The organism is Novosphingobium sp. (assembly GCF_020852455.1).
GTDB lineage: Bacteria > Pseudomonadota > Alphaproteobacteria > Sphingomonadales > Sphingomonadaceae > Novosphingobium.
Map to the genome: position 1 here is coordinate 222,335 of NZ_JADZAT010000010.1, position 24,451 is coordinate 246,785.

Sequence of the window (24,451 nt, forward strand, 5' to 3'; positions counted from 1 at the left end):
TCCCGCAATTCGGCGGGACGCCTGGGGGCTATAACGAGCCCCAACCCGGACCGGGACGGTACACCCGGCAAGCAAAACCCGCACGCAATAGGGCCTGCGGGCTGAAGGAAACGAAATGTTCGACGTCAAAACCGTATCGATGGAGTGGGGCGGAAAGACCCTCACCCTGGAAACCGGCCGCATTGCCCGTCAGGCTGACGGCGCGGTCCTCGCCACCTATGGCGAAACCGTTGTGCTCTGCGCCGTTACCGCCGCCAAGAGCGTCAAGGAAGGTCAGGACTTCTTCCCGCTGACCGTCCACTATCAGGAAAAGTTCTTTGCCGCCGGGCGCATCCCGGGTGGCTTCTTCAAGCGTGAACGTGGCGCGACCGAAAAGGAAACGCTGGTCAGCCGCCTGATCGACCGTCCGGTCCGTCCGTTGTTCCCCGAAGGTTTCTACAACGAAATCAACGTGATCGCGCAGGTCCTGTCGTTCGACGGTGAGTGTGAGCCTGACGTGCTGGCGATGATCGCCGCTTCGGCCGCGCTGACCATTTCGGGCGTGCCGTTCATGGGCCCGATCGGCGCCTGCCGCGTGGGTTACAAGGATGGCGAATACCTCCTCAACCCCAAGCAGGACGTTGCGATCGGCGAAGGCCTGCTCGACCTGGTCGTGGCCGCCACCGGCAATGCCGTGATGATGGTTGAATCCGAAGCCAAGGAGCTTTCGGAAGAGGTCATGCTGGGCGCCGTCATGTTCGCACATGACGAGTGCAAGAAGGTTGCCAACCTGATCATCGATCTGGCCGAAAAGGCCGCCAAGGAACCCTGGAACATCGTTGTTTCGGACAACTCGGCGATCAAGGACCAGCTCAAGAAGCTGATCGGCAAGGACGTTGCCGCGGCCTACAAGCTGACCGACAAGTCGGCCCGCTCGAACGCGCTCAACGCCGCGCGCGACAAGGCCAAGGAAGCCTTCGCGGGCGAAGACGCCCAGACCCAGATGGTCGCGATCAAGACCATGAAGAAGGTCGAAGCCGACATCGTGCGCGGTGCGATCCTCAAGGACGGCACCCGCATCGACGGCCGCAAGGTCGATCAGGTCCGCCCGATCGAATCGATCGTCGGCCTGCTGCCGCGCGCCCACGGTTCGGCGCTGTTCACCCGCGGTGAAACGCAGTCGATCTGCACCACCACGCTGGGCACCAAGGACGCCGAGCAGATGATCGACGGGCTGGAAGGCCTGAGCTACTCGAACTTCATGCTGCACTACAACTTCCCGCCCTATTCGGTCGGTGAAGTGGGCCGCTTCGGTGCGCCCAGCCGCCGCGATACCGGCCACGGCAAGCTGGCCTGGCGGGCGCTGCGCGCGGTGCTGCCGACCAAGGAAGAGTTCCCCTATACGATCCGCGTGGTCTCGGACATCACCGAGTCCAACGGTTCGTCGTCGATGGCCACCGTCTGCGGCGGCGCGCTGTCGATGATGGACGCGGGCGTTCCGATCACCCGTCCGGTGTCGGGCATCGCCATGGGCCTGATCCTTGAAGGTGACGATTTCACCGTGCTGTCCGACATCCTGGGTGACGAAGATCACCTGGGCGACATGGACTTCAAGGTGGCCGGCACCAGCGAAGGCATCACCACGATGCAGATGGACATCAAGGTGGCCGGGATCACGAAGGAAATCTTCGAAGCCGCGCTGAAGCAGGCCAAGGGCGGCCGTGCGCACATCCTGGGCGAAATGACCAAGGCGCTGGGTTCGGCCCGCACTGAACTGTCGGCCCATGCTCCGCGCATCGAAACGATCCAGATCGACAAGTCGAAGATTCGTGACGTGATCGGCACCGGCGGCAAGGTGATCCGCGAGATCGTCGCCGAAACCGGCGCCAAGGTGGACATCGACGATGAAGGCCTGATCAAGATCTCGTCTTCGGACCTGTCGCAGATCGAAGCCGCCAAGAACTGGATCCTGGGCATCGTCGAGGAACCGGAAGTCGGCAAGGTCTATGACGGCAAGGTCGTCACCATCGTCGATTTCGGTGCATTCGTGAACTTCATGGGCGGCAAGGACGGTCTGGTCCATGTCAGCGAAATGAAGAACGAACGCGTTGAAAAGCCGACCGACGTCGTGTCCGAAGGCCAGGCCGTGAAGGTCAAGGTGCTCGAGATCGACCAGCGCGGCAAGGTTCGCCTGTCGATGCGCGTCGTCGATCAGGAAACCGGTGCCGAGCTGGAAGACACCCGCCCGCCGCGCGAACCGCGCGGTGACCGTGGTGATCGCGGCGATCGCGGCGACCGTCGTGGCCCGCGCGGCAACGATCGTGGTGGCCGTGACCGTGACCGCGGTCCGCGCCGTGACGATCGCGGCCCCCGCCGTGAGCGCAGCGATCGTGACGATGGTCCGGCTCCGGATCACGTCCCGGCGTTCCTCAAGGGCGACGACTGATCCCCGGCGCGATCAGCGACACATGAATTGGGGGCTCGCCAGCGGCGGGCCCCTTTTTCGTTGCATTGGGGGCTTGCAGCCGGATCGGCTTTGGCTATTCAGCCAGCGGGCGCGCCGGAGACGGCATTTATGAAATTGATGTTTGGTTCGCGGGTTGCCCAGGCAGTGGCCGGGGCGGGTCTGCTGGTTTCGGGCACCTTTGGCGGGATGGCGCTGGCCCAGTCGCTCCAGGACGTTCCATCGAACTATACGCCTGAGGAAATCTACACTTGCGTGCTGCTGACCGGCGGCAAGTTTCGCGCCGCGAAGATGAGCGATCCCAGCCATGTTTCCGGCGAGGCGATGACGTGGTTTTACAACAAGGGCACCCAGAAGCGCGGCGAGCCATGGTACAAGCTGAGCCTTGACCAGTTCGAGGCCAAGCTGCCGAGCGCCACCCGTGATGCCGGTTATGCCGATTGCATGAAAATCTATCGGGGCGATGCCAGCGTCAGCCTGACCAGATATGTCGATCTGGCCGTTGCCGGGATGACCAGGCCCGAACCCAAGCTGGGCCCGATGGTTCCCTACACCGCCAGCGAGCTATACCCGACCCGCAGCTACCTCGAGGAAGCGCTGATCGATTGCAATCTCGCAGGCATTGCGATGGCGGCCTACACCGATGGCAAGCCCGAATTCGCCGACTGGATGAAGGTCTACAACAACGCCCGCAATCACTCTGAAGCGCCCAAGCTGGACGATCAGATGTACAAGGCGCGCATGACGCATTTCATGTCCACCCTGACGAAGGACGAACAGCGTGAGGTGGGCGAACTGTGCAAGAAGTCGCAGGCCGGTGCCGCAATCGAGGTCAATCCCTACCGCCGCAAGCTGATGGGCGAGGCGCGCTATGCCACGCATATGGCCGCGCGCGATGAACTGCGCCGCCAGCGTGAATCCCGGCTGGCCGCGCAGCGCCAAGAGCAGGAACGGCGCCTTGCCGCCGAGCGTGAGCGCGAGGAGGCCGAGCGACCGGAACGCGAACTGATGGCGCGCTGCCAGCAGGCTGCAACCTCCGGGCTTGAAAGCGCGCTCTCTTCACTGAAGGCGGCGAACCGGATGAACCTGATGTGGGAACAGACCCGGCGTGCCGGCACCAATTATGCCTGGGAAGACTTCGAACGTGGCTGCCGCCAGATTGCCTCGACCTGGAAGACGCTGCAGAACATGGACTGCCCGGGCTCGGTCCGCCAGCCGATGCAGAACGCGCTCGACAACTACCGGATCGTTATCAACGGCAACTACCAGTATTGCCGCGCCGAATGGCAGTAGGCTTCAGGCGACCTTGAGTTCGGGCGGCTGGCAATCGGCTTCGGACGCGGCGGCCACCCGGTTGCGGCCTTCCTGCTTGGCCCGGTAGAGCGCGCTGTCCGCCGCCCGCAGGGCTGAGCGCGGATCGCCGCAGCGGAACACGTCCGCCACCCCGGCCGAGAAGGTCACCTGACCGAACGGGCGATCGTTCGCGCGGTTGACCAGCCGGCGCGAGGCGAGCTGTTCGCGCAGGTGATCGAGCTGCGCGCAGGCCTGCTCAAGCGTCTCGCCGCGCAGCAGCAGCACGAATTCCTCGCCGCCGTGCCGTGCGACATGGCAATGGTCGTTCGAAATTCGGGCAAAGGCATCGGCCACTAGCTTGAGCACGCGGTCGCCAGCTTCATGGCCGTGCTCGTCGTTGATCTTCTTGAAATGGTCGATGTCGCAGAAGGCGACGCACAGCGTTTCGGCGCTGGCCCGGGCCAGGCGGAATTCCTCCTCGAAAACGGCCTCGAAAGCGCGGCGGTTGGGCAGGCCGGTCAGGTGGTCTTCCTCGGCGCTGCGGCGCGCCTCATCCAGCCGCCGGCGCAGCGCGCGGGTCTGCGCTTCGCTGCGCAGCATCTGCTTTTCGATCTCGCGGGTGCGGCGCAGCATGACCTTGGCGATATTGGCCAGTTCGGAAATCACCTCGCCGGCGCGGGTGACCTGCTCCAGCTCGTTGACATGGCCTTCCAGCGCCGAATGGTACTCGCTGGTCGCCACATGGGCGTCGCGGCTGGCCTTGCCGAATTCGTCGATCGACGTTTCAAGCCGCTGCATCAGATCAGCCAGCACGGCCATCTCGTCAACGCGATCCTGGCGGCCCAGTTCCTGATCGATCCATTCCAGCGTCACCGGCTTGCGCGCTTGAACCTGGCGATCGATTGACCGCACCAGTTGGCTGTCGGCCCCGGTCAGGTAATTCCAGGCGATAGTCAGCGTTACCGTGCTGACTTCAAGTTGATGGGCGGTCAGGAACCTGACGACTTCGTCCAGCTGGCGCTGCCGCAGGCCATCCCGGCGGTCGAGATGGCTTTCGCCCCCGGGCGTTTCGGCTGGTTGGTGAGGGTGGCGCGGGCCAAGGCCCAGCCAGCCCAGCAGGCCGCCGCTGGTTCGGCCCAATGATGGATCATGCGCAGTCATGCCATGGTTAACGGCAGGCGCGGGCCGCCGTTAAGGGCTGGCAGCAAATTTCCCGGTCAGCCGCAGGCGGCGATAGTGAATTCGGGCAGGGTCTCGCCGGTCTTGGTCCGGGCGATGCGGAACCGCACCAGCCCGCCGTGGTCAACCACCGAACGGTAACCCGGATTGCTGCAGACCTGGGGCCGGAACAGCGTGATCAGCGCGGTCTCGCTCTTGTCGAGTTCGCCTTGCAGCGTGGTTTCGAGCGCCAGCACCAGCACGCGGCCTTGCGCTTCGGCCCGGACCAGCTTCAGGCCCTTGCCCATCCCGCGCGGGACGATCTTGTTGACCCCATCGGCGATGAATTCGACCCGCGCGTCGATCGGGCCTTCGAATTCCTCGACCGAGACGGACTTCTTGCCGCAGGCGCCCAGCGCCAGCACGGCAATTCCCAGCAAGATGCGACCCTTGATCATGCCGGTCGCCTAGGGCCTGTGTGATTAAAACTGCGTTAAAACAGCGTGATGGATTCAGGCCGGACAGGTCCAGGTTACGGCCTTGGCGTCCTTGATGGCCTGGGCCAGCAAATCGGCAATGCGATAGCCGCCGGTAGCGATCCGCCGCTGGGCGATGGTGATCGCCCGGTCCTGCTCGGCCTGGCTGACCATTGGCGCCCTGGCCGGATCGGGTGAACCTTGCAGGTAGGTGCCCTGATAGGCGACCAGCCGCGCCAGGATCGCGCTTTCATCAAGGAAGCTGTAGAACTGCATTCGGGTCTCGCCGCGCCGGGTCAGTTCATGCGGCAGGCGTGTGCGCGGCCAGGCCTTGGTCAGCGCGTCGGCCCAGTTCGTCTCGCCGGTTGGCAGCGTGACGCCGCTGTCTTCCAGCGTGCCATCCCAGAACTGGTGCAGGTCGGTCACCTTTCCGTTGGGCCGCTTGACGAAGGCGAGCTGGCCGGACCGGTCGGTTGCCGAATAGACACTGGTCATCTGGTGGCCGGCGTGGAGCGGCTGCTGCACATCGCCGATGATGTGGATCAGCCAACCGATCGCCTTGGCGCGCTCTGCCGCCGAAGCGCAGGGATTGGCCAGCTTGGTGTAGTTATGGCCGAACCCGAAGGCGGCGTTGCCGTTTTCGAACCGCCACAGCCAGGTCCGCCCGGACACGACCCGCAGCTGATAGTGCCAGTCCGGATGATCTTCGGGGCCGCCGCGGATATCGTCGGGCCAGCGCCCCAGCACTTCGAACAGCGCGCGCTGCTGGGCTTCGGGGGCGAGTGCGGCGAAATGCCGTTCGAACCGGGGATAGTCCTGATGTTGACGGATCAGGCTGAGCAATTCGGCCAGTTCCGCCGGATGGTTCTGCCGCAGATCCTGCCAGGCGATCGCCCCGGTAACCTGATGGGTTGGCTGGGACCAGCCCAAGGCCGGCCCCGAACCCGCGACGAGCGCCAGGCCGAGCGCCGCAGCACTCGCCAAGGCCCGGCGCAGGCGCCGCACGATCAGCGCACCCGCGGGCCGCCGAACGGCAGCGGCGGCGGCGGACGGCGATGGCCGCGCGGCAGCTGGGCCTGATAGGCGCGGCCGCAATGTTCGACGCAATAGGGGAAGCCGGGGTTCACCTTTTCGCCGCAGAAATGGAAATCGGGTTCGCCCGGATGGCCCATCGGCCAGCGGCAGATCCGGTCATTCAGCTCAAGCAGGCTGGTCTTGTCGGCCATTTCCGGGCTGGGCTTGGCCGGAACCAGGCGGCGCGGCGGCGCGGGCGGGATCGGCGCCTGCTGGTCACCGGGGCCCTGGCGCAGGAACCCGCCGGGACCAACCGAGACGATCCGCGGCATCGGCGCGGGCGGCGGAGTGCCGTCAGCAGGTGCAGCGGCCTGCTGCACAGGGGCGGCGGCACGCGGCGGCGGCGCGGGGCGGGGCGCGGCGGCGCGGGGCGCAGCCTCGGCCTTGGGCGGCTTGGGCGCGGGGGCAGCGGCTTCCTTTTCGTTCGGCTTGACCGGGCTGGGCCGGGCCTTCAACCCCAGGCGGTGGGCCTTGCCGATCACGGCATTGCGGCTAACCCCGCCCAGCTCGTCAGCGATCTGGCTGGCGGTGGCGCCGCCTTCCCACATCTTGGTCAGCTTTTCGATCCGTTCGTCGGTCCAGCTCATGGTGCCCGTTTCTCTTTCTACAGCGGCTTGACGCCGCGCTATTGCAAGGTGGCCGCAGCGGCGATAGTCGCCTAGCCATGGCCGATCAACCAGTTCCCGCATCCGAAAATGCCGCCGCCCGCGTTGGTGCGCTGGCTCCCGGTTTTCCAGAGCGGGGAGTGCCCATCTTCAGCTCGGTCAACCGGCTGGGGCTGTGGACGCTCTATATGAAGGAAGTCCGCCGATTTTTCAAGGTCCAGACCCAGACGATCTGGGCCCCGGCGATGACCACGCTGCTGTACCTGATGATCTTCACCGTGGCGCTGGGCCGCGATGGCCGCGAAGTGCTGGGCGTCTCGTTCGCCAGCTTCATCGCGCCCGGGCTGATCGTGATGGGGATGATGGGCAATGCCTTTGCCAACACCAGCTTCAATTTCCTGGCCGGCAAGATCCAGGGCACGATCGTCGATTACCTGATGCCGCCGCTGTCGAACGGCGAACTGATCACCGGGCTGATCGGCGCGGCGGTAACCCGCGCGGTGCTGGTCGGCCTGGCGATCGCCGCGGCCATGCTGCTGTGGCCCGGCGTCAGCCTGGCGGTGGCGCACCCCTGGGCGGTGGTGTGGTTCGGGCTGATGGGTTCGGCGATGCTGGCGACCATCGGGCTGATCACTTCGGTCTGGGCTGAAAAGTTCGATCACGCGGCGATGATTACCAATTTCGTGATCACCCCGCTGACCATGCTTTCGGGCACTTTCTATGTGATCCACAACCTTTCGCCGACGTTCCAGGCGATCAGCCGGGTCAACCCGTTCTTCTACGTGATCAGCGGCTTCCGCTTCGGCTTCCTGGGGCAAAGCGACATCGGTGACAGCAACATGGCGGTGCTGAACGGCGCGATCTATGTGGGCGTGCTCAACCTGGTACTGCTTGGTGCGCTGTATGTGCTGCTGAAAAGCGGGTGGAAGCTCAAGAGCTGAATTGCCGGGGCGACAAACCGGATCGTTGAATTTGGAGGCCCCCGATGGACTACACCATTACCCCGATCGGCCATGTTCGCGGCGGCCGCGCCGAGGCGATCGACGATGACTGGGGGGCAAGCCGGGCAACCATCGCGCTTGATGCCGCGCGCTTCGGACCCGAAGCGCTGGCGGGTCTGGCCGATTTCAGCCACGCGGAAGTGGTGTTCCTGTTCGATCAGGTCCCGCCCGACAAGATCGAGACCGGTGCCCGTCATCCGCGTGGTCGGCAGGACTGGCCGCTGGTCGGGATCTTCGCCCAGCGCGGCAAGAACCGGCCCAACCGGCTGGGGCTGACCACCTGCCGGATCGTGGCGGTGAGCGGCACCGCATTGGAAGTCGAAGGGCTCGACGCGATCGACGGCACGCCGGTGATCGACATCAAGCCGGTGATGCGCGAATTCCAGCCGCGCGGTGAACTGCGCCAGCCAGCCTGGGTGGATGAACTGATGGCCGAATATTGGGACAAGGGCGAATGATCGAACTGAAGACCCCGTGCTCGAATTGAGTGTTGATTTGCTTTAATGTGCTTGAAAATTGGGTAACCTTGGGTGAAGCAAGGTCGCTGAGGCTTGTTGTTATGGCATTGACTGATAACTATTGGAATTTGCATAGAAATTCTCTGATTGCATCGTCACTGCTGTTTTTGACAAGCGCCAAGGTGATAAGCATTGATAAAATGCAATTTTGGCAAATACAGGATGCGGGTCATTTTGTACAAATTTGCTTGCTCGTCGTGGCAGTCTACACATTTTCCGTGTATATAGCAAATGGACGCCGGCAATTGCGAGATAATTTCGAATTGACCACAAATCAATTGGGTGGAGATCGGGAAAATTATTCAAGAATGCTGGAAAAAATCCAACAGCACATGAGTGAAATAAATATCGGAAATGCAGAATGTTTGGCCAAAATTGACAATACATTGATGCAGTTGAAAAATATTCCGATTAGCCAAAGCTCTCAATTCTTACCCGAAGCTGTAGTTGGGTTGTTCGGAGAGGAAATTTACGAAATTTCAAATGCGATTTCGGATCCGAATTTTCCTCAGCCCAGTGCGAATCCAGCCTTGTCCGAGATTGAAAATCAGCAACATGCAGAACGATGGCGCACGGGTTTTTCGCAAAGAATTCATCAATTTATCGAAAAAATAGCCTCAAAGGCGTATGCATATTCAGCGAATCAGGTAAAAAATTCCATTTTTCCGAGCATAGATATACTCAATAGTGAATTCAAAGCATATATTGAGGGTTTTAGGAGAATTTCAGGAGAAATTTCAGATATCGCTCGTCAGCATAGGCAAATTGATAGAGACATGAGAATGAATTTGGCATTGCTAAAAGCTGAATCATTTGTTTCTGGTTGGCAAGTTCCTACTGCTATGATTGCGATATCTGTTGCTCATTTTATTGGAATTTACTGGGCTGTATTACCAAGCGCGCTATCCATACTGGACGCTTTTGGGCTACTTAGGCCTTAGCTAGGTTGGCATAGGTAGATTTTTCAAGGTGTGCTGTCGAAGCGCTTAGGCTAATCCGGCGCAGGCTAATCCGTCACACCGAGAAATTGATGATCGAACTGAAAACCCCCTATCTGCTGTTCCTGGGCGATGTGGCCGATATGGTCACCGCCAAGACTGCCTGCGGCCTGCGCGACTGGGCGGGTGACAAGGTGGCCGGGCAATGGCGCACTTCGTCCGATACGGTCGATCTGGGCCTGCCCGACATGGATGCCGAGGCCGCGGCCGCCGCCGGGGTGCGCTCGGTGATCGTCGGTGCGGCGCCGGCGGGCGGGCGCTTGCCCTCGCACTGGGCGGCCGCTCTGGCCGAGGCGGCGCGCGCCGGGATCGACGTGGTCAGCGGGCTCCATTCGAAGCTGGTCAGCCGGCCAGAACTGGTCGCCGCCGCTGAAGAGGGCGGGGCGCGGCTGGTCGATGTCCGCACGCCGCCAGCCAACCTGCCGGTCGGCACCGGGCAGAAGCGGCCGGGCAAGCGGCTGCTGACGGTGGGGGCGGATTGCGCGCTGGGCAAGAAATACACCGCGCTGGCGCTGACCCGCGAACTGCAACGGCGCGGAATGGCCGCAACCTTTCGCGCCACCGGGCAGACCGGGATCATGATCGCCGGGGGCGGGGTGCCGCTCGATGCCGTGGTGGCCGATTTCCTGGCCGGCGCGATCGAGGCGCTGAGCCCGGCCGCCGCACCCGATCACTGGGATGTGATCGAGGGGCAGGGATCGCTGTTCCATCCGAGCTATGCCGGGGTCACGCTGGGGCTGATCCACGGCGCGCAGCCGGATGCGGTGGTCTGGTGCCATTCGCTGACCCGCACCGAGCTGGACGACATGCCCGGCTTTGCCATGCCCAGCGTGGCCGAAGGCTTTGCCCGAACGATCGAAGCCGCGCGGCTGACCAACCCGGCGGTGCGGATCGCGGGCATTTCGGTCGCGACCAACCATCTGGATGAGGCCGAGGCCATGAAGGCGCTGGCCGCACTGGAAGATGCGCACGGGGTGCCGGCAATGGATGCCATGCGCTTTGGCGTGGACCGGGTGGTGGACGCGCTGTGATCCGCGCCGAAGTGACGCTGGAGAGCTGGCCATTGGCACGGCCCTTCGAAGTGGCGCGCGAAGTGCAGCTGGATGTGCCGATGATCCATGTGCGGCTGCTGGATGCGCTGGGCCATGCGGGACAGGCCGAAGCGGTCGGGATCGACTACGACGGCGAAACACCCGCCGGCATGGCCGCGCAGATCGCGGCGCTGGGGCCAGAGATCACCCGCGCGGCCATCGATGCCTTGCCCGCAGGCGGGGCGCGCAATGCGCTCGATTGCGCCTGGTGGGACCTTGCGGCCAAGCGCGAGGGGCGCGCGGTCTGCGCCGGCCTGCCGCCGGTTGAGACCTGCTATACCGTGGGGCTGGGGACCCGCGCCGAGATGCAGGAGGGCGCTGCGCTGTCGCGCCCGCATGCGCTGGTCAAGATCAAGGTCGATGCCACGCGGCACGTTGCTGCAGTGCGCTGGGTGCGCGAGGTGCGCGGCGACGCGCGGATCGTGATCGACGCCAACGAGGGCTGGGACCTGGCGCTGCTGCGCCAGGTGCTGCCCGAGCTGGCCGAACTGGGGGTCGAAATGGTCGAGCAGCCCCTGCCGCGCGGGGCCGATGCGGCGCTGGCCGGGTTCGCCAGCCCGATTCCGCTGTGCGCCGATGAAAGCTGCACGACCCGCAGCAGCCTGCCCGCCCTGCTGGGGCGCTATCAGGCGGTCAACATCAAGCTCGACAAGACCGGCGGGCTGACCGAGGCGCTGGCGCTGGCCGAGGCGGCGCGCGCGGCCGGGCTTGACCTGATGGTCGGCAACATGTGCGGCACCTCGCTGGGCATGGCCCCGGCCTTCGTGGTGGCGCAGCAGGCGCGCTGGGCCGACCTTGACGGGCCGCTGCTGCTCAGCCGCGATCGCACGTCCGCGATGCGGTTCGAAGGGGGATGCGCCTTGCCCCCGCCGCAGGAGCTGTGGGGTTAACCTACTTCAATGGCCCGCGCTTCTGGGTGCTGGCCGGATCGAGATTGGCGCGCAGATCGGCCAGCAGTTCGGCAATCTGGCGGCTGGTCAGTTCGCCCAGCACACCGCGAACCGCCTCGGGCAGGTGCGCGCCGGGATCGCCCTCGGTCTTGAACACATAGTGATCGAACAGCGCGCGCCAGGCCTGGCGCTGGTCGGCCGGCAGCTCGCGCAGCGCCAGCATGCCCAGCAGCATGGCATCCCATGGCGAGGCGAGATCCTCGCGCGCCGGGCTCCACCAGTAATTGACCAGCACATTGATCGTCTCGAACGCCTGGACGTGGTGATACCACTGGTAGGGCACATAGAGCGCATCGCCGGGTTCCAGATCGGCATAGACCGCCGCCTCCAGTGCCGTGGCAAAGCGCGGGTAGCGATTAAGATCGGGCCGGGTCAGGTGGACCATGCTGATCGGGGTGCCGCCGGGGGTCAGCTCGAACGGACCCAGATAGAGATTGGCCAGCTGCTCGGGCGGAAACAGCGTGAAGCGGCGGCGCCCGGCGACCACGCAGGCGACATTCTCCAGATCGTCGCCCTGGGTCGCCACACAGGCGCGGTTGCCGATCCACAGCCGCGCCGTGGTGCCGCGCGGCACCAGCGGCAAGGGGTGGGCATGGTCAAAGCCGGGGACGAAGCGCCCGGCCTGCACGCCCTGCGCGGCCAGCGTGCGGGGCTGCGGCAGGCGGTTCTCGGTCTGCAGGAAGTGCAGGAACTGCGCCAGCGGCGCCTCGTGCCGGGTGAAATTGAGCTGGCTGGCATCTTCAGTGTAGTGAAACAGCCCGCCGGCTTCGGGCGGCAGAGCGGCGAACATCACCGGCTCGGGCGTGGCATTGGCGCTGATCGCGGCGACCAAGGCTTCGTCCCCACTGCGCGCCGCGCGGACAATCGGCCATTCGCCCACCAGCCCCTTCATGATCACCGGCTGGCCAGCCGGGCGGATCTCTGCCGCGAAGATCTCCGGGGTCACATCGCTGCGGGATGGAAGCGCTTTCATGGCCATGGTGTGCCACCGGCTTGCAGTGCTGGCAATGGCTGCAAAGGGTGGCGCGCCTTGGCTAGAAATCGAGGGGGGCGTTCTCCTTCACTTCCTTCATCACGAAGAAAGTGCGGGTCTGGCGCACGCCGGGCAGGGTCAGCAGCCGCGCGCCGTGCAGCGCGTTGAAATCGGCAATGTCGCGCACCCGGATCTTGAGCAGGTAATCGAAATCGCCCGCCACCAGCATGCAATCGAGCACCTGGCTGAGCTGCCCCACCGCGCCTTCGAATTCGGCAAAGCTTTCGGGGGTTGAGCGATCGAGCACCACGCCGACCATCACCAGCGTGCCAAGGCCGACTGCAGCCGGATCGACGCTGGCGCGGTAGCCGGCAATCGCCCCGCATTCGACCAGCCGCTGGACCCGGCGGTGGCAAGTGGCCGGACTGATGTTGGCGGCCTGGGCCAGCTCATGGTTGCTGCGCCGCCCGTCGGCTTGCAGCAGACGCAGCAGATTGCGATCGATCCGGTCGAGTTCGGGTTGTGAGGAATCTTCCATCTATGTGAGCATATCTGGAAGTATATGGGATTTGAAGCGCTATTGAAGCATCAATGATCCGAAATCATCAGTTAAAATAGAAAGCACCTTTCAGGCGGTTCCGGTTAGCCTTGCAGCGAATCAACCGTGCATCCGGAGCTGCCCCATGTCCCTGCTCGCCCAGTTTGAACGCTATCCGCTGACCTATGGCCCGACCCCGATCGAGCACCTGCCGCGCCTGTCGGAAGCGCTGGGCGGCAAGGTCGAGATCTGGGCCAAGCGCGACGATTGTAATTCCGGACTGGCCTTTGGCGGCAACAAGCTGCGCAAGCTCGAATATATCGTCCCTGATGCAATCGCGAGCGGGGCCGATACGCTGGTTTCGATCGGCGGGGTGCAATCGAACCACACCCGGATGGTCGCCGCCACCGCCGCCAAGCTGGGCATGAAATGCGTGGTGGTGCAGGAAAAATGGGTGCCGCATTACGATGCGGTCTATGACCGGGTCGGCAATATCCTGCTCACCCGCCTGATGGGGGCGGACAGCCGGCTGGTCGATGACGGGTTCGATATCGGCATCCGCCAGAGCTGGGAGGATGCGATCCAGTCGGTGATCGACGCCGGCGGCAAACCCTATGCGATTCCCGCCGGGGCCTCGGTCCACAAGTACGGCGCGCTCGGCTATGTCGGCTTCGCCGAGGAAGTGGCTGAGCAGGAAGCGCAGCTGGGCTTCCGGTTCGACTATGTGGTGGTCTGCGTGGTCACCGGATCGACCCAGGGCGGGATGATCGTGGGCTTCGCGGCGCAGGACCGGGCCGATCGGGTGATCGGGATCGACGCCTCGGGCACGCTTGACCAGACCCGCGCGCAGGTCCGCTCGATCGTCGACAACACCGCCCAGCTGGTCGGTCTGGGCCGCACGGTGCGCGAGGACGAGATCGTCATCAACCCGGACTATGCCTATCCCGCCTATGGCGTTCCGTCAGAGGAAACCAACGCAGCGATACGGCTTGCCGCGCGGACCGAGGCGATGATCACCGACCCGGTCTATGAAGGCAAATCGATGCAGGGGATGATCGACCTGACCCGCAAGGGCTTCTTCCCCGAGGGCAGCCGCGTGCTTTATGCGCACCTTGGCGGCGCACCGGCGATCAACGGCTATTCGTACTATTACAAGGACGGTTGAGTGACGCCGGGGTACACCTGAAGTGCACCTTGCGTGCGATCAGTGGGTCATCGACCGGCGCAGCTGGTAGCGCCCCTTGGCGAAGTCATCGAACAGTTCGGACACCGAGGGGTGATCGACCGGGCCGGCGTCGCCATCTTCCAGCAGGTTCTGCTGGCTGACATAGGCGACATAGCTCGAATCCCCGTTTTCGGCGAGCAGGTGATAGAACGGCTGCTCGCGGATCGGGCGGACTTCGGCCGGGATCGCGTCGTACCATTCGTCGCTGTTGGCGAAGACCGGATCGATATCGAACACCACCCCGCGGAAATCGAACACCTTGTGCCGCACGACATCGCCAATCGTGAAGCGCGCGCGCGATTTGGCCGGCGCGTCGATCAGACGTCCGGCCTGGGGAGAGAAGAAGGAAGCGCGGTCCATGAACGGCAATATAGGCATCCCGGCCTTGCCAGACAATGTACAAGCCTTTCGCGTCCCCTATTTTTGCCGACAGGGGGGCTTGGCAAGCGCCGCGCCATCGGCTAACCGCGCGCTTCCTCGACCGGAACCCGCCGTGCGGCTTCCCGATCACTTCTGCGGAGAGGTGGCAGAGAGGTCGAATGCGCCGCACTCGAAATGCGGTTTACGGGCAACCGTAACGTGGGTTCGAATCCCACCCTCTCCGCCAGACTACCATTCCCAGACCATCGCATATATTCCCAAAAGCCGCAGAAAGTCTGCGTTTCGGCTATTGAGACACTCTCAGAAGTTCTCTATATGTTCCATACCATCTCCCATCGAGTGTGGGTCCGGGTGTGGGTCTGACTTTGGTGAGAGTGTGGGTCTGGCTGAACGCCGCAAGAGGTGTTGATATGGGAAAGCTAACTGCAGTTCAGGTAAGAAATCTACGCGAGCCGGGCCGATACTCCGATGGCGAAGGTCTGATCCTCAAGTTTTTTGGTTCTGGTCGCGGAAGCTGGATTGTGCGTGTTCAAGCAGATGGAAAGAGGCGCGATATTGGCCTTGGTACGCTGGCAGAAGTGGGCCTCGCCGAGGCTCGTGAAGCTGCCCGGGGTATCAGGCGTGACATGAAAAATGGGGTCAACATTGTCGTCGAACGCAAGAAGGAGCGTGAAGAGGTCCCAACCTTCAAGGCCGCAGCCGAGCTCGTTCACGAGGAGCACAAGGCCGGCTGGAAGAATGGCAAGCACCAGCAACAGTGGATGAACACGCTCGAGACTTACGCTTTTCCGAAAATTGGAAAGGTGCTTGTTTCGGATATTGAAGGCCCTGCGATTAGAGATGTGCTTGCGCCGATTTGGTTGACGAAGCCTGAGACGGCGCGGCGAGTCCGCCAACGAATTGGCGCTGTGCTCGATTGGGCCTATTCGAAGGGGTATCGCGCTTCGGAAGCGCCCATTCGGTCTCTCGCTAAGGGTTTGCCCCGTCAACCGAAGAAGCGGGGGCATTTTGAGGCCATGCCATACGAAGAGGTGCCCGACTTCATCGCGGAACTTCGGAGCCGCGTTTCCATTGGGCGCCTCGCGCTCGAGTTACCAACACCGGCGGTCCCGGTGCTGCCAATCGTTGCGGTGAAATCCTGCGCGCCATGTTCAACAAGGCCGAGCAATGGGGCGTTCGGCCCGAAGGTTCGAACCCCTGCCTCTACATCCGCAAGAACAAGGGGCGGAAGTGCGAGCGCTTCCTGTCCGATCAGGAGTTCCGGCGCATCGGCGAAGTGCTCGACCGGCATGGCAAAACCTTCCCGCTGCACTGCGCGGCGATCAGCTTGCTGATCCTGACAGGTTGCCGCAAATCGGAGATTACCTGCCTCCAATGGAGCGAAGTGCGGGGAAGGCGCTTGCTGCTGACCGACAGCAAGACCGGCCCGCGCACGGTCTGGCTGGCCGAAGCGGCTGCAACGATCCTTCACGCCATGCCGCGCCGGGAGAAGCAACGCTATGTCTTCTGGAACCCGGCCACCCAGCGCCCGATTACCGACATCGGCAACTTGTGGAGCAAGCTGCGCGACGAAGCAGGCCTACCCGGCGTTCGCATCCACGATCTGCGGCACAGCTTTGCCAGCCACGCCGCCGCCCATTCGGAAACGCTGCCGATGATCGGCAAGCTGCTTGGCCATGCCGATGTGCGGACCACGACCCGCTATGCCCACCTTGACGATGGCCATGTCATTCAGGCAGCGCAGCGCATCGGCGACCTGATCGAGCAAAACATGAGCGGCTCATATTCATTGAGCCGTAACACTAGGTATGATAGTGGGCCATTGCTGCATGACTAAGAGCCCGCGCATCCGCATCTACGCCAACCGCTGGTTCGCCAAGTTCGCGGCAAAGGAAAAGATCAGCGATGCCACGCTTGCTGATGCCGTGCATCGGGCCGAATCCGGCCTGATCGATGCCGATCTTGGCAGCGGCCTCATCAAGCAACGCATTGCGCGCCAGGGCGGAGGCAAATCGGGCGGGTATCGCTCGATCCTGATCTTCCGCTCGGGCGAACGGGCCATATTCGTGTTTGCCTTCGCCAAGAGCGACAAGGCGAACCTGAATGCGGCGGAACTGAAGGTCTATCGCAAGGCGGCCAGCATCATGCTGGAGCTTGGCGAGGACCAGATCGAAACGGAAGTTGAAGCAGGCCGATTGGTCGAGGTGAAAGACGATGAGCAAGGCTAAGGCAAAGACCTACAAGAGCGAGGCGATGGCCTCCGTCCACGAGATGATGGAAGGCCTCCACGACGCGGGTAGCATCGATAAGCGCACCATGCGCGAGTTTGACGAGGCGTGCCTTGCGCCTGCGCCGATTCTGTCGCCTGACGAGATCAAGGCCATCCGCGAGGCCGAACATGTCTCGCAGCCAGTGTTCGCGCGCTATCTCAACGTGTCGAAGAACCTTGTGTCAGACTGGGAGCGAGGTGCGAAGAAGCCGGGAGGTCCGGCATTGCGATTGCTGTCGATCATCCAGCGAAGCGGGCTGGATGCGGTGGCGTAACAGGTTTATCCCCATTTGAAAGCATTGGCGTCCCACAAGAAGGGAACTTTATAGATGCCTCCTGAAGCTGATCTCTTTGGTGATCCGCTGATAAGTCGATCGGCGGTCTTTAATGGACCGCGTGTCCGGCATGTTCTTACCCGCGAATGGGACACCAACCTGCCCCGGGCATTGGTGATCGGAAATAACCCCTCTACCGCTGGTAAGGATAGCGAGGACAACACATCGCATTGGTGGAACCGCTGGTTCATGCATTGGGGCTACGGCGCCTATGATGCGATGAACCTCAATCCGTTCATCACGTCCGATCCTGCGGAAGCTCATCGCATCGCCGAAAACGCATGGACGGGGCCTAATTGGGATGATCGAGACGAGCTTCATCGCAATATCAGCGCTGTAGGCCGAGCAGCGAAAAAGGCTCACAAGGTCTTTGTGTGTTGGGGCGCAATTGCGCGCGACGATAAACTGATTGAGGCGGTTGTCGAAGCAATCCAGTGCGAAGAAGGGCCTGGGCCAGACTTATGGTGCTGGGGAAAAACTATGCACGGAGCCCCCATACACCCGATGGCTCGCGGCAAGCATCGTATAGACCCTTTCACTCCCGCAATCCTTTGGAGGGCGGCGTGAAATGGACTCGAGTATATTGCCCCCTTTAGGAGGGCATGAAATGCCTGCTTGTGGGACGCTCGATTGTAGTTTTCCTTGTGGTTTGACGAGCCATTGATGCCCACCTGAATTACTCAATAGCCAAAGTATGATTCTGGCGATGTCACAGATATGTCATTATCGCTATCGTCATCCAATGGTTTGTATCCATAAGAATTTGGATCAATATCGGGATTATTGGGGTGGCATAGATTCATATACAGATTGATATGATCCGCTTGAACGCCGAGACCAGTCGCAACATCCAACTCTTCGCCCACCCACTTATTTCCTTCGGTTTGGAAAATGAGTGTTGGCCTTGATGTCGAACAAACGGCATAAACTATCTTTGAGTCATTCCACACGATATTTTTCAAGTCTTTTTCATTTTCAACAGCTTGAGGCTCACTGAATTGATCCAAAGACTTAACAAGTTTTTCAGATCCATTAGATTTTACAACATTAAATTCGATGATCTTCACTAAACCACAGATGTCAGAATGATAGCACATGGAAACAGTTTTATTTACTTTTTGTTGTGATTCATCTGATTGGCTGCCCGCTGATTCAAAAGAGTTTTGTTTTTCGGCTGCGTCAATTAAGGTAAGACTCTCTATCATTTGCTGCATCAAGAACAGAAGGGTTCTGCCAGTGGCTTCCTCGGGCCCTGCGGTCAGGCGAGTGGCCAATGCACCCTCCTTCGCGTCCTTACAGTCACTCAATGGGGTGGCGTTCGCGGTGCGGCTAAGCTCTAACCTCATGTCGCGATCTTCTCCGTTCTCTGTGGAACGCGCCCGAAAAATAATTCCTTTGTCCTCCTTCTCCCAAGAGGTTTTTGCTCCGTGATCCTGCATTGAATTTACGAGGAATGAGACGCGATGACCTAGACTTGTGGGATTTTTCGGGTCGCCGGCAAGTAGGCAGAGCTCAGAAAAGCCGTCATCATCGGTCCCAGAGGTATTAAATAGTGAATTTTTTAAGTTTTCTTTAAAGTACATAACTGATGGTATGCATATAATCATCAAAACTATAAATAACGCATAACTTTTTAACTTATTTACGCTTGCTGGATGTTTAATTTTTTTACTCGTAATTACTTGATGGACCGTGGTAGTTTTATTTCTAATAGATGCGATTTTGGAGGACAACTCTTCGTCTGTGAGGATGCCCTTTCGGTGCATTTCCACCAACTGTGCGATAAGGTCTTCGCTCTCGTCCATCCTGTGCCCTCTTGGTTGATAATCGCCGGTCTATGCTAGCAAAGAGCTGCAAGTCTAGTGCTGAAGACGCGCGGCGTTTACGTAATTTGATCTGACCACGACGCCCGGCAAATTCTTGCCGGCGTTCATCAAACTGATATGGCCGTGAGCTATGATGCCCTTCGCGGGCTTTGGGTCTGTTGGTCAAAGATCGCAGCCTGAAAATGGCCAGGTGCTACAAATTCGCGGTTTCAGCGATCGCGAAGGTCTTCTTAGAGACTATCCGTCAAGCGCCGGATGGGCTACAAAATCCGCGTGAAACCAAGGCCTTTGCCGTCAGAATACGAGCGGGGAAGCGGTCGATCACAACGGTCCAGATAGGGAACAACTTCGCGCACACCGTACCCGGCTAGGCCGGTATCTATCTTATTGGTATAATGGACAAAACAGGAAATGTCGTTTCTCATGCGCCGACAATGCGCCAGGTTTTGACAATGCGCCCACCCTGCAAACTGGGCTAACCATTTGAACTAACGATCAAAATATCCGCATTGACGGCACATCAGAACAAATATAGAACATAGCTACTTTCGCAGTGTGGATCAGGCTCCCGGACCAGAGGAGTCGTCCATGAAACACCTAGTTCCAGTCCAGGCCTGGCTTCCGCAAGAGATCGCGGAGCAGGTCAAATCCCATTGTCAAAATCACTGTCAGCCGGTGAGCGAATTTATCCGCACACTGGTGCTCGAGGCCTGCGCCACCGGGCTCGCGACCAACCGCATCGAGCGCCACCTCGAGTGGATTTCGAGCGACCTCAACTTCGCTGCCGTGGCGCTAGATGCGCTGCTCGCCGGACATGCCGATCCGGACTTGCGTGAACGTGTCCATGAGGCCTTTGCGCGCAAGGAAGAGCGTCGCCGCACCACCCTCCAGAGCGTGGAAGGAGCGGTGAAATGAAACGCAACATCACCGACTTCAACACCGGCAGTCAGCTCATCGCGCACTTCACGCAGATGTTCGCAGTGGGCTTCAAGGTCCCGCTGCTCTGCGCTCTCGTGCTCTATTCCTGGCTGGTCTGGTATCAGCTTCAAACCCTGCTCAGCGATGATCAATTCGTGCTTATTGCGATGAAGATCTACGCCGCTGGTTGGCGCTTCATGGAGTTCGATCCGCAAAAATTGGTGACCCTAAAATCGGCCTTTGGCGGCTCGTTCCTGATTGCGATTTCGCGGGTCGAAGACTTTCCTTCGGTGGTCCGGGCCTGGGGTGCATTTACCGCCATCCTCGTCCGTTCGGCCTGGCTCAGCGTGCTCATCGCAGTCCCCGCAACCGCAGCGTTCGTGTGGATCGCGGCGCGCTTTGGCCGGAGATCCAAGGAACGCAAACACCAGCGCGGGCGGCGGCTTGTCTCCACTCGCGAACTGCTGCGCATGGTCAAGGCGGTCAACGTCGCGCGCCGCGCCGAGGAGCTGCGCACGGTGCTCGGCAAGGCCTGGCGCTTTGCCAGCCGCAAGGAACTCGCGAGTGCTGGCCTCGATTTCCGCCCGTTCTCGCTCGCCGGGATACCCTGGCCGTGGCGCGAAGAGCAGACCCACGCGATGCTGGTTGGTTCGACCGGCACCGGCAAGACTGTGGCACTGATGGACCTGCTCGATCAGGTCCGCACTCGGGGTCATCGAGCGGTCGTCTTCGACCTCACCGGGGCCTATGTCTCCGCCTATTACGACCCCGCGCGCGATACGATCCTCCACCCGCTCGATGCGCGCTGCCCGCGCTGGTCGATCTTCGACGAGTGCAGCAACCCTGCCGAATTCATGGCCGCATCCGAGGCGCTGATCCCGAGCGATGGCGGCGGGGAAGGGCAGTTCTGGGTGCAGGGCGCACGCATGCTCTTCACCAATATGTGTAACTCGCTTGTCGAGCACGACATGGCGACCAACGAAAACCTTGCGACCAAGCTGATGACCGCCGACGTCGAGACCGTCTATCAGTTCGTCAAGGACACGCCAGCCGCGGCCATGTCTTCGCCCGACTCCCCCAAACTCGCGGACTCGGTCCGCGCGGTGTTCAACGCCAATGCCCAGGCGCTGCTCTACCTGCCCAAGGATGGACCGCAGTTCTCGATCCGAAACTGGGTCCGGGAAGGCAAGCAGGACGGCGCGATCCTGTTCATCTCGTCGCGCTATGTCGACCTGCCTGTTTGCCGGCAGTTGCTGACCCTGTGGCTCAACTCTGCGGTCAATACGCTGATGGCGGAAGAGCCCTCGCGCGCGCCCAAGATGTGGTTCCTGATCGACGAGCTCGGCGCATTGCACCGGATGCCCGCGCTCGAATCCGGAATGCGTACCGCGCGTAATTTTGGCGGGGCCTTTGTTACCGGTGTGCACACCCAGGCCAAGCTGCACGAGGTCTACGGCGTCGAGGCAGCGCACGAGCTGTCTTCGCTCGCCAAGACCAAGCTGATCCTTGGCAACCCCGATCCCGACACCGCGAAGTGGTGTTCGGAAGTGATCGGCAATGCCGAGGTTCAGGACATGAATACAGGCTACAGTTTTGGTTACAGCAAGTCGCGGGACTCGGTGAACCTCAGTCCCGAAAAGCGCGAGGTGCGGATCGTCATGCCCGAGGAGATCGGCGATCTCGATCCGCTCCACGGTTACATCTGCCTGCCCGGAAGCCTGCCTCCGGCGCCGGTCCATTTGACGTACAGAATGCGACCGAGGATCGCGCCCGGCTTTGTCGCGCGGGGTGATTTCGAACTGGTCCGGGGCAGCAAGACATTTGTGGGTCGGCATGAATCTGATGCCCGCGACTGGGACGATGCGGACGACGAGTCGGATACCGGTGGCGGCGATGGATCGGCCAGCGATGAAAGCGGCAAGCTTGCCGAAGCACGCCCGGCCGGCGCCAAGGAACGAGATCTCGACCGTCCGCGAAAGCCGCGCCAGGCTGGCCCCCGTGAACAAGGCCGACAAGCTATGCTCGATCTTGACCAGCGACTGCCGTTGCCTTCCGAAGGAGCAGTGACCGGTCCCACTGGAACGGCGCAGGATCCGTCTGGTGACCAGGCGCGCAGCGATCCCGGACTGCCCACGGCCGAGCCTGACAAGGCAGGCGAAACCGGCGAAAGGCAGGGCAAGGCGCGCGCGCAGTCTGACGGTCTGAAGCGCAGCGCGGCCGCATCGAAGCGCTCCGGTCAGCGCCGCGCTGCGATCCAGCGTGAGATCGACGGGTCGTCCGAACCGGAGAAGGATCGCGGCCCCGATCTCGGTGATTTCGGGCCTGGTTGATCTGACCCCAGCGTCTATTCCAGGAGACCTTAACCCATGTTGTCGGTCGCGCTTGTACGCTCAGCGGGCGGCGCTGCGAACTACTTCGCAGCCGACAACTACTATACCCGGGCCGACGCCGACCGCTCGGGACAATGGCTCGGCAAGGCAGCCGAAAAGCTAGGCCTGTCGGGGTCAATCGATCCCAAGTCCTTCGAAGCGCTGCTCAGGGGTGATCTGCCCGATGGCAGCAGCGTCGGACGCCCCGGACAGCTGCACCGCGCCGGGGTCGATCTCACCTTTTCGCTCCCCAAGAGCTGGTCACTGCTGGCCCTCGTTGGGGGCGATTCCCGGATCCTCGACGCCTACAAGGCGGCGGTGGTCGAGACCCTGCAATGGGCCGAACGCAATGCCGCCCAGGCACGGTTCGAGCGCGGCGGCAAGGAACGCCTGGTGCAGACTGGCAATCTCGCGATCGCCCTGTTCCAGCACGATACCAACCGCAATCAGGAGCCCAATGCCCACTTCCATGCGGTCGTTGCCAATGTCACCCAGTTGCCCGATGGATCCTGGCGCGCACTGCGCAACGACAAACTTTGGAGCCTCAATACCCTACTCAATTCGATGACGATGGCGCGCTTTCGCGAGCGCGTGGTCGCGCTCGGCTACGAACCTGGCCCAACCCTCAAGCATGGAAACTTCGAGGCGCTTGGTGTCTCGCGGGAAGCTGTTATGGCCTTCAGCACCCGCCGCCAGGAGGTCCTTGCGGCAGCAGCTAAGCTCGACCATCGCGGGCTCAAGGTCGGCATTACAGCGGCCTTGATGTCGCGCGCTCCCAAGGCCGGAATCGAGGACCGCGAAGCGCTTACCAGCGAATGGCAGGATCTCGCGCGCGGGGAGGGCATTGACCTGGCCTCGGTGATGGAACGCGCCAATGCGCGCGCCTCGCACAACATTGGCCTGGTCGGATCAATCGGCACCAGACTGGGCGAGACCCGCGAGCAGGTCCGTGAGTGGTTTTCCGGTCTGGCAGAGCGTCTGAGGCTCGCACCCTCAGATCCGCTGTTGCCCCCGCGCCCCGAACGCGGTGCGCGCGAGGATAGTGCCGCAGCGCTGGCGGTTGCTTCCGCCGTTCGGCACCTGTCCGAGCGTGAAGCGGCCTTTGCCCGGACCGATGTGCTCAAATCCGCGCTCGATTTCGGCTTGCCGACCACTGTGGACCCGATCGAGCGGCAGGTTGACCGGCTGCTTGCGAGAAAGGTGCTGCTCAAGGGTCGTGGCAGCGCAAGCGGCATGGTAACCACGCTGGGTGCCCTGCAAATGGAGCAGCGCATCGTTGGGGAGGTCCGGGCAGGGCGGGGAAGCGTTGCGCCCGTCATGGCCCCCGACCTTGCTGCCGAACGGCTCCAGGCGCTGTCCGAGGCCAATTCCGGCCTCACTCTCAATGGCGGGCAGGAAGCGGCCGGGCGGCTGATCCTCGGGTCTTCGAACCGCATCGTCGCGGTGCAGGGCATCGCCGGATCGGGCAAGTCGACACTGCTGCGACCGCTCGCCGAACTGCTGCGCGAAGAGGGACGCAAGGTAGTCGGGCTCGCGGTCCAGAACACGCTGGTCCAGATGCTAGAGCGCGACACCGGGATCACCTCGATGACCGTCGCGCGGTTCCTGCGCGAGCATCGCGCATTGTTGGGACCGGGGCCAGACACCGGGGCACTTGGCGCAGCGCGCAAGGAATGGCGCGGCAGCGTGATCCTGCTCGACGAGGCATCGATGGTCGGCAATGTCGATCTCGACAAGCTCGCCCGGCTTGCCAATCGGCTCGAAGTGCAGCGTTTCGCGCTGGTCGGTGACCGCAAGCAGCTAGGCGCGGTCGATGCCGGCAAGCCGTTCGACGTGCTCCAGAAGGCAGGTTTGCAGACCGCCGCGATGAACCTCAATACCAGGGCGCGCGACGAGACCCTGCGCCATGCGCAATATGCCGCGCAGTCACCCTCAAAATATCTTTACGGTCACCAACCATGTCTCTCGAATCTCGTACTCCCGGTGACGAAGCCAAGCCAATCCGGTTGA

Annotated in this window: 23 protein-coding genes, 1 tRNA gene and 1 pseudogene; 17 read left to right on the top strand and 8 right to left on the bottom strand. The window is 61.9% G+C overall.

The features are described 5' to 3' along the window. Window positions 1-115: 115 nt before the first annotated feature. Entirely contained in the window at window positions 116-2,425 is a 2,310-nt protein-coding gene (gene pnp, locus IT549_RS05220) for a polyribonucleotide nucleotidyltransferase (protein WP_292970513.1), read from the top strand. A 129-nt stretch (window positions 2,426-2,554) separates the two neighbouring features. Beyond that, on the top strand, window positions 2,555-3,736 hold the full coding sequence (locus IT549_RS05225) for a hypothetical protein (RefSeq protein ID WP_292970515.1): 1,182 nt from the start codon (window positions 2,555-2,557) through the stop codon (window positions 3,734-3,736). Window positions 3,737-3,739: 3 nt separating this feature from the next. On the opposite strand, the gene IT549_RS05230 is transcribed toward IT549_RS05225, so the two are convergent. From IT549_RS05230 to IT549_RS05245, 4 genes are read right to left on the bottom strand one after another with little or no spacing between them, the layout of a single operon-like run. Next, a complete protein-coding gene (locus IT549_RS05230; RefSeq protein WP_292970517.1) occupies window positions 3,740-4,897 on the bottom strand; it encodes a GGDEF domain-containing protein in 1,158 nt (385 codons plus the stop codon). 56 nt (window positions 4,898-4,953) lie between these two features. After that, the gene (locus tag IT549_RS05235) at window positions 4,954-5,352 is read right to left on the bottom strand and encodes a hypothetical protein (protein WP_292970519.1); all 399 of its coding nucleotides are present in this window, start codon (window positions 5,350-5,352) and stop codon (window positions 4,954-4,956) included. A gap of 54 nt (window positions 5,353-5,406) precedes the next feature. Further along, window positions 5,407-6,375 (bottom strand): S1/P1 nuclease, encoded by a 969-nt coding sequence (locus IT549_RS05240; RefSeq protein ID WP_292970520.1) that lies wholly within the window; start codon window positions 6,373-6,375, stop codon window positions 5,407-5,409. Window positions 6,376-6,377: 2 nt separating this feature from the next. Beyond that, window positions 6,378-7,031 carry a GcrA family cell cycle regulator gene (locus IT549_RS05245; RefSeq protein WP_292970522.1) on the bottom strand — a complete coding sequence of 218 codons (654 nt, stop codon included), beginning with the start codon at window positions 7,029-7,031 and terminating at the stop codon, window positions 6,378-6,380. Between the two features lie 77 nt (window positions 7,032-7,108). Between IT549_RS05245 and IT549_RS05250 the strand changes: the two genes are divergently transcribed. The 5 genes from IT549_RS05250 (at window position 7,109) to IT549_RS05270 (ending at window position 11,547) form a co-directional block, all read left to right on the top strand. Next, complete coding sequence (locus IT549_RS05250) at window positions 7,109-7,990, top strand: ABC transporter permease (protein ID WP_292970524.1); 882 nt, start codon at window positions 7,109-7,111, stop codon at window positions 7,988-7,990. Window positions 7,991-8,034: 44 nt separating this feature from the next. Further along, on the top strand, window positions 8,035-8,508 hold the full coding sequence (locus IT549_RS05255) for an SAM-dependent methyltransferase (RefSeq protein ID WP_292970526.1): 474 nt from the start codon (window positions 8,035-8,037) through the stop codon (window positions 8,506-8,508). Between the two features lie 107 nt (window positions 8,509-8,615). Next, complete coding sequence (locus IT549_RS05260) at window positions 8,616-9,509, top strand: hypothetical protein (protein WP_292970528.1); 894 nt, start codon at window positions 8,616-8,618, stop codon at window positions 9,507-9,509. An 89-nt stretch (window positions 9,510-9,598) separates the two neighbouring features. Next, complete coding sequence (locus IT549_RS05265) at window positions 9,599-10,597, top strand: DUF1611 domain-containing protein (RefSeq protein ID WP_292970530.1); 999 nt, start codon at window positions 9,599-9,601, stop codon at window positions 10,595-10,597. Then, window positions 10,594-11,547 carry a dipeptide epimerase gene (locus IT549_RS05270; protein WP_292970532.1) on the top strand — a complete coding sequence of 318 codons (954 nt, stop codon included), beginning with the start codon at window positions 10,594-10,596 and terminating at the stop codon, window positions 11,545-11,547. The genes IT549_RS05265 and IT549_RS05270 overlap by 4 nt, the downstream gene beginning before the upstream one ends. 1 nt (window position 11,548) lies before the next feature. On the opposite strand, the gene IT549_RS05275 is transcribed toward IT549_RS05270, so the two are convergent. Both IT549_RS05275 and IT549_RS05280 read right to left on the bottom strand, forming a co-directional pair. Continuing rightward, window positions 11,549-12,580 carry a cupin-like domain-containing protein gene (locus IT549_RS05275; protein ID WP_292970533.1) on the bottom strand — a complete coding sequence of 344 codons (1,032 nt, stop codon included), beginning with the start codon at window positions 12,578-12,580 and terminating at the stop codon, window positions 11,549-11,551. 61 nt (window positions 12,581-12,641) lie between these two features. Next, window positions 12,642-13,118, bottom strand: a complete 477-nt coding sequence (locus tag IT549_RS05280; protein WP_292970534.1) for an Lrp/AsnC ligand binding domain-containing protein — start codon at window positions 13,116-13,118, stop codon at window positions 12,642-12,644. Between the two features lie 145 nt (window positions 13,119-13,263). On the opposite strand from IT549_RS05280, the gene IT549_RS05285 reads away from it, so the two are divergent. Next, window positions 13,264-14,283, top strand: a complete 1,020-nt coding sequence (locus IT549_RS05285; protein WP_292970535.1) for a 1-aminocyclopropane-1-carboxylate deaminase — start codon at window positions 13,264-13,266, stop codon at window positions 14,281-14,283. Window positions 14,284-14,322: 39 nt separating this feature from the next. Here the strand turns inward: IT549_RS05285 and hspQ are convergent, their stop codons facing one another. Then, window positions 14,323-14,703: a heat shock protein HspQ gene (gene hspQ / locus IT549_RS05290; RefSeq protein ID WP_292970536.1), complete on the bottom strand. Its 381-nt coding sequence runs from the start codon at window positions 14,701-14,703 to the stop codon at window positions 14,323-14,325. A gap of 157 nt (window positions 14,704-14,860) precedes the next feature. Here hspQ and IT549_RS05295 point away from each other — a divergent pair. The 6 genes and pseudogenes from IT549_RS05295 to IT549_RS05320 all read left to right on the top strand — a co-directional run bounded on the left by IT549_RS05295 (window position 14,861) and on the right by IT549_RS05320 (window position 17,895). Further along, a tRNA-Ser gene (locus IT549_RS05295) sits at window positions 14,861-14,950 on the top strand. Window positions 14,951-15,134: 184 nt separating this feature from the next. Next, window positions 15,135-15,332 (top strand): annotated as a pseudogene (locus tag IT549_RS05300) (Arm DNA-binding domain-containing protein); the annotation flags it as partial. A gap of 539 nt (window positions 15,333-15,871) precedes the next feature. After that, window positions 15,872-16,561, top strand: coding sequence for a site-specific integrase (locus tag IT549_RS05305; RefSeq protein WP_292970538.1), 690 nt, complete (start codon window positions 15,872-15,874; stop codon window positions 16,559-16,561). After that, window positions 16,533-16,952: a type II toxin-antitoxin system RelE/ParE family toxin gene (locus IT549_RS05310; protein WP_213177001.1), complete on the top strand. Its 420-nt coding sequence runs from the start codon at window positions 16,533-16,535 to the stop codon at window positions 16,950-16,952. Before IT549_RS05305 ends, IT549_RS05310 begins: the two co-directional genes overlap by 29 nt. Next, window positions 16,939-17,268, top strand: a complete 330-nt coding sequence (locus IT549_RS05315) for a DNA-binding transcriptional regulator (protein ID WP_225899988.1) — start codon at window positions 16,939-16,941, stop codon at window positions 17,266-17,268. The genes IT549_RS05310 and IT549_RS05315 overlap by 14 nt, the downstream gene beginning before the upstream one ends. Window positions 17,269-17,322: 54 nt before the next feature. Then, window positions 17,323-17,895, top strand: a complete 573-nt coding sequence (locus IT549_RS05320) for a DUF1643 domain-containing protein (RefSeq protein WP_213177002.1) — start codon at window positions 17,323-17,325, stop codon at window positions 17,893-17,895. Between the two features lie 113 nt (window positions 17,896-18,008). Here the strand turns inward: IT549_RS05320 and IT549_RS05325 are convergent, their stop codons facing one another. After that, window positions 18,009-19,133 carry a hypothetical protein gene (locus IT549_RS05325; RefSeq protein WP_213177003.1) on the bottom strand — a complete coding sequence of 375 codons (1,125 nt, stop codon included), beginning with the start codon at window positions 19,131-19,133 and terminating at the stop codon, window positions 18,009-18,011. A gap of 609 nt (window positions 19,134-19,742) precedes the next feature. Between IT549_RS05325 and IT549_RS05330 the strand changes: the two genes are divergently transcribed. From IT549_RS05330 to mobF, 3 genes are read left to right on the top strand one after another with little or no spacing between them, the layout of a single operon-like run. Next, window positions 19,743-20,069 carry a hypothetical protein gene (locus IT549_RS05330; RefSeq protein ID WP_292970543.1) on the top strand — a complete coding sequence of 109 codons (327 nt, stop codon included), beginning with the start codon at window positions 19,743-19,745 and terminating at the stop codon, window positions 20,067-20,069. Then, window positions 20,066-22,402 (top strand): type IV secretion system DNA-binding domain-containing protein, encoded by a 2,337-nt coding sequence (locus IT549_RS05335; protein WP_292970545.1) that lies wholly within the window; start codon window positions 20,066-20,068, stop codon window positions 22,400-22,402. The genes IT549_RS05330 and IT549_RS05335 overlap by 4 nt, the downstream gene beginning before the upstream one ends. A 36-nt stretch (window positions 22,403-22,438) precedes the next feature. Continuing rightward, window positions 22,439-24,451 carry a MobF family relaxase gene (gene mobF / locus IT549_RS05340; protein ID WP_292970547.1) on the top strand — a complete coding sequence of 671 codons (2,013 nt, stop codon included), beginning with the start codon at window positions 22,439-22,441 and terminating at the stop codon, window positions 24,449-24,451.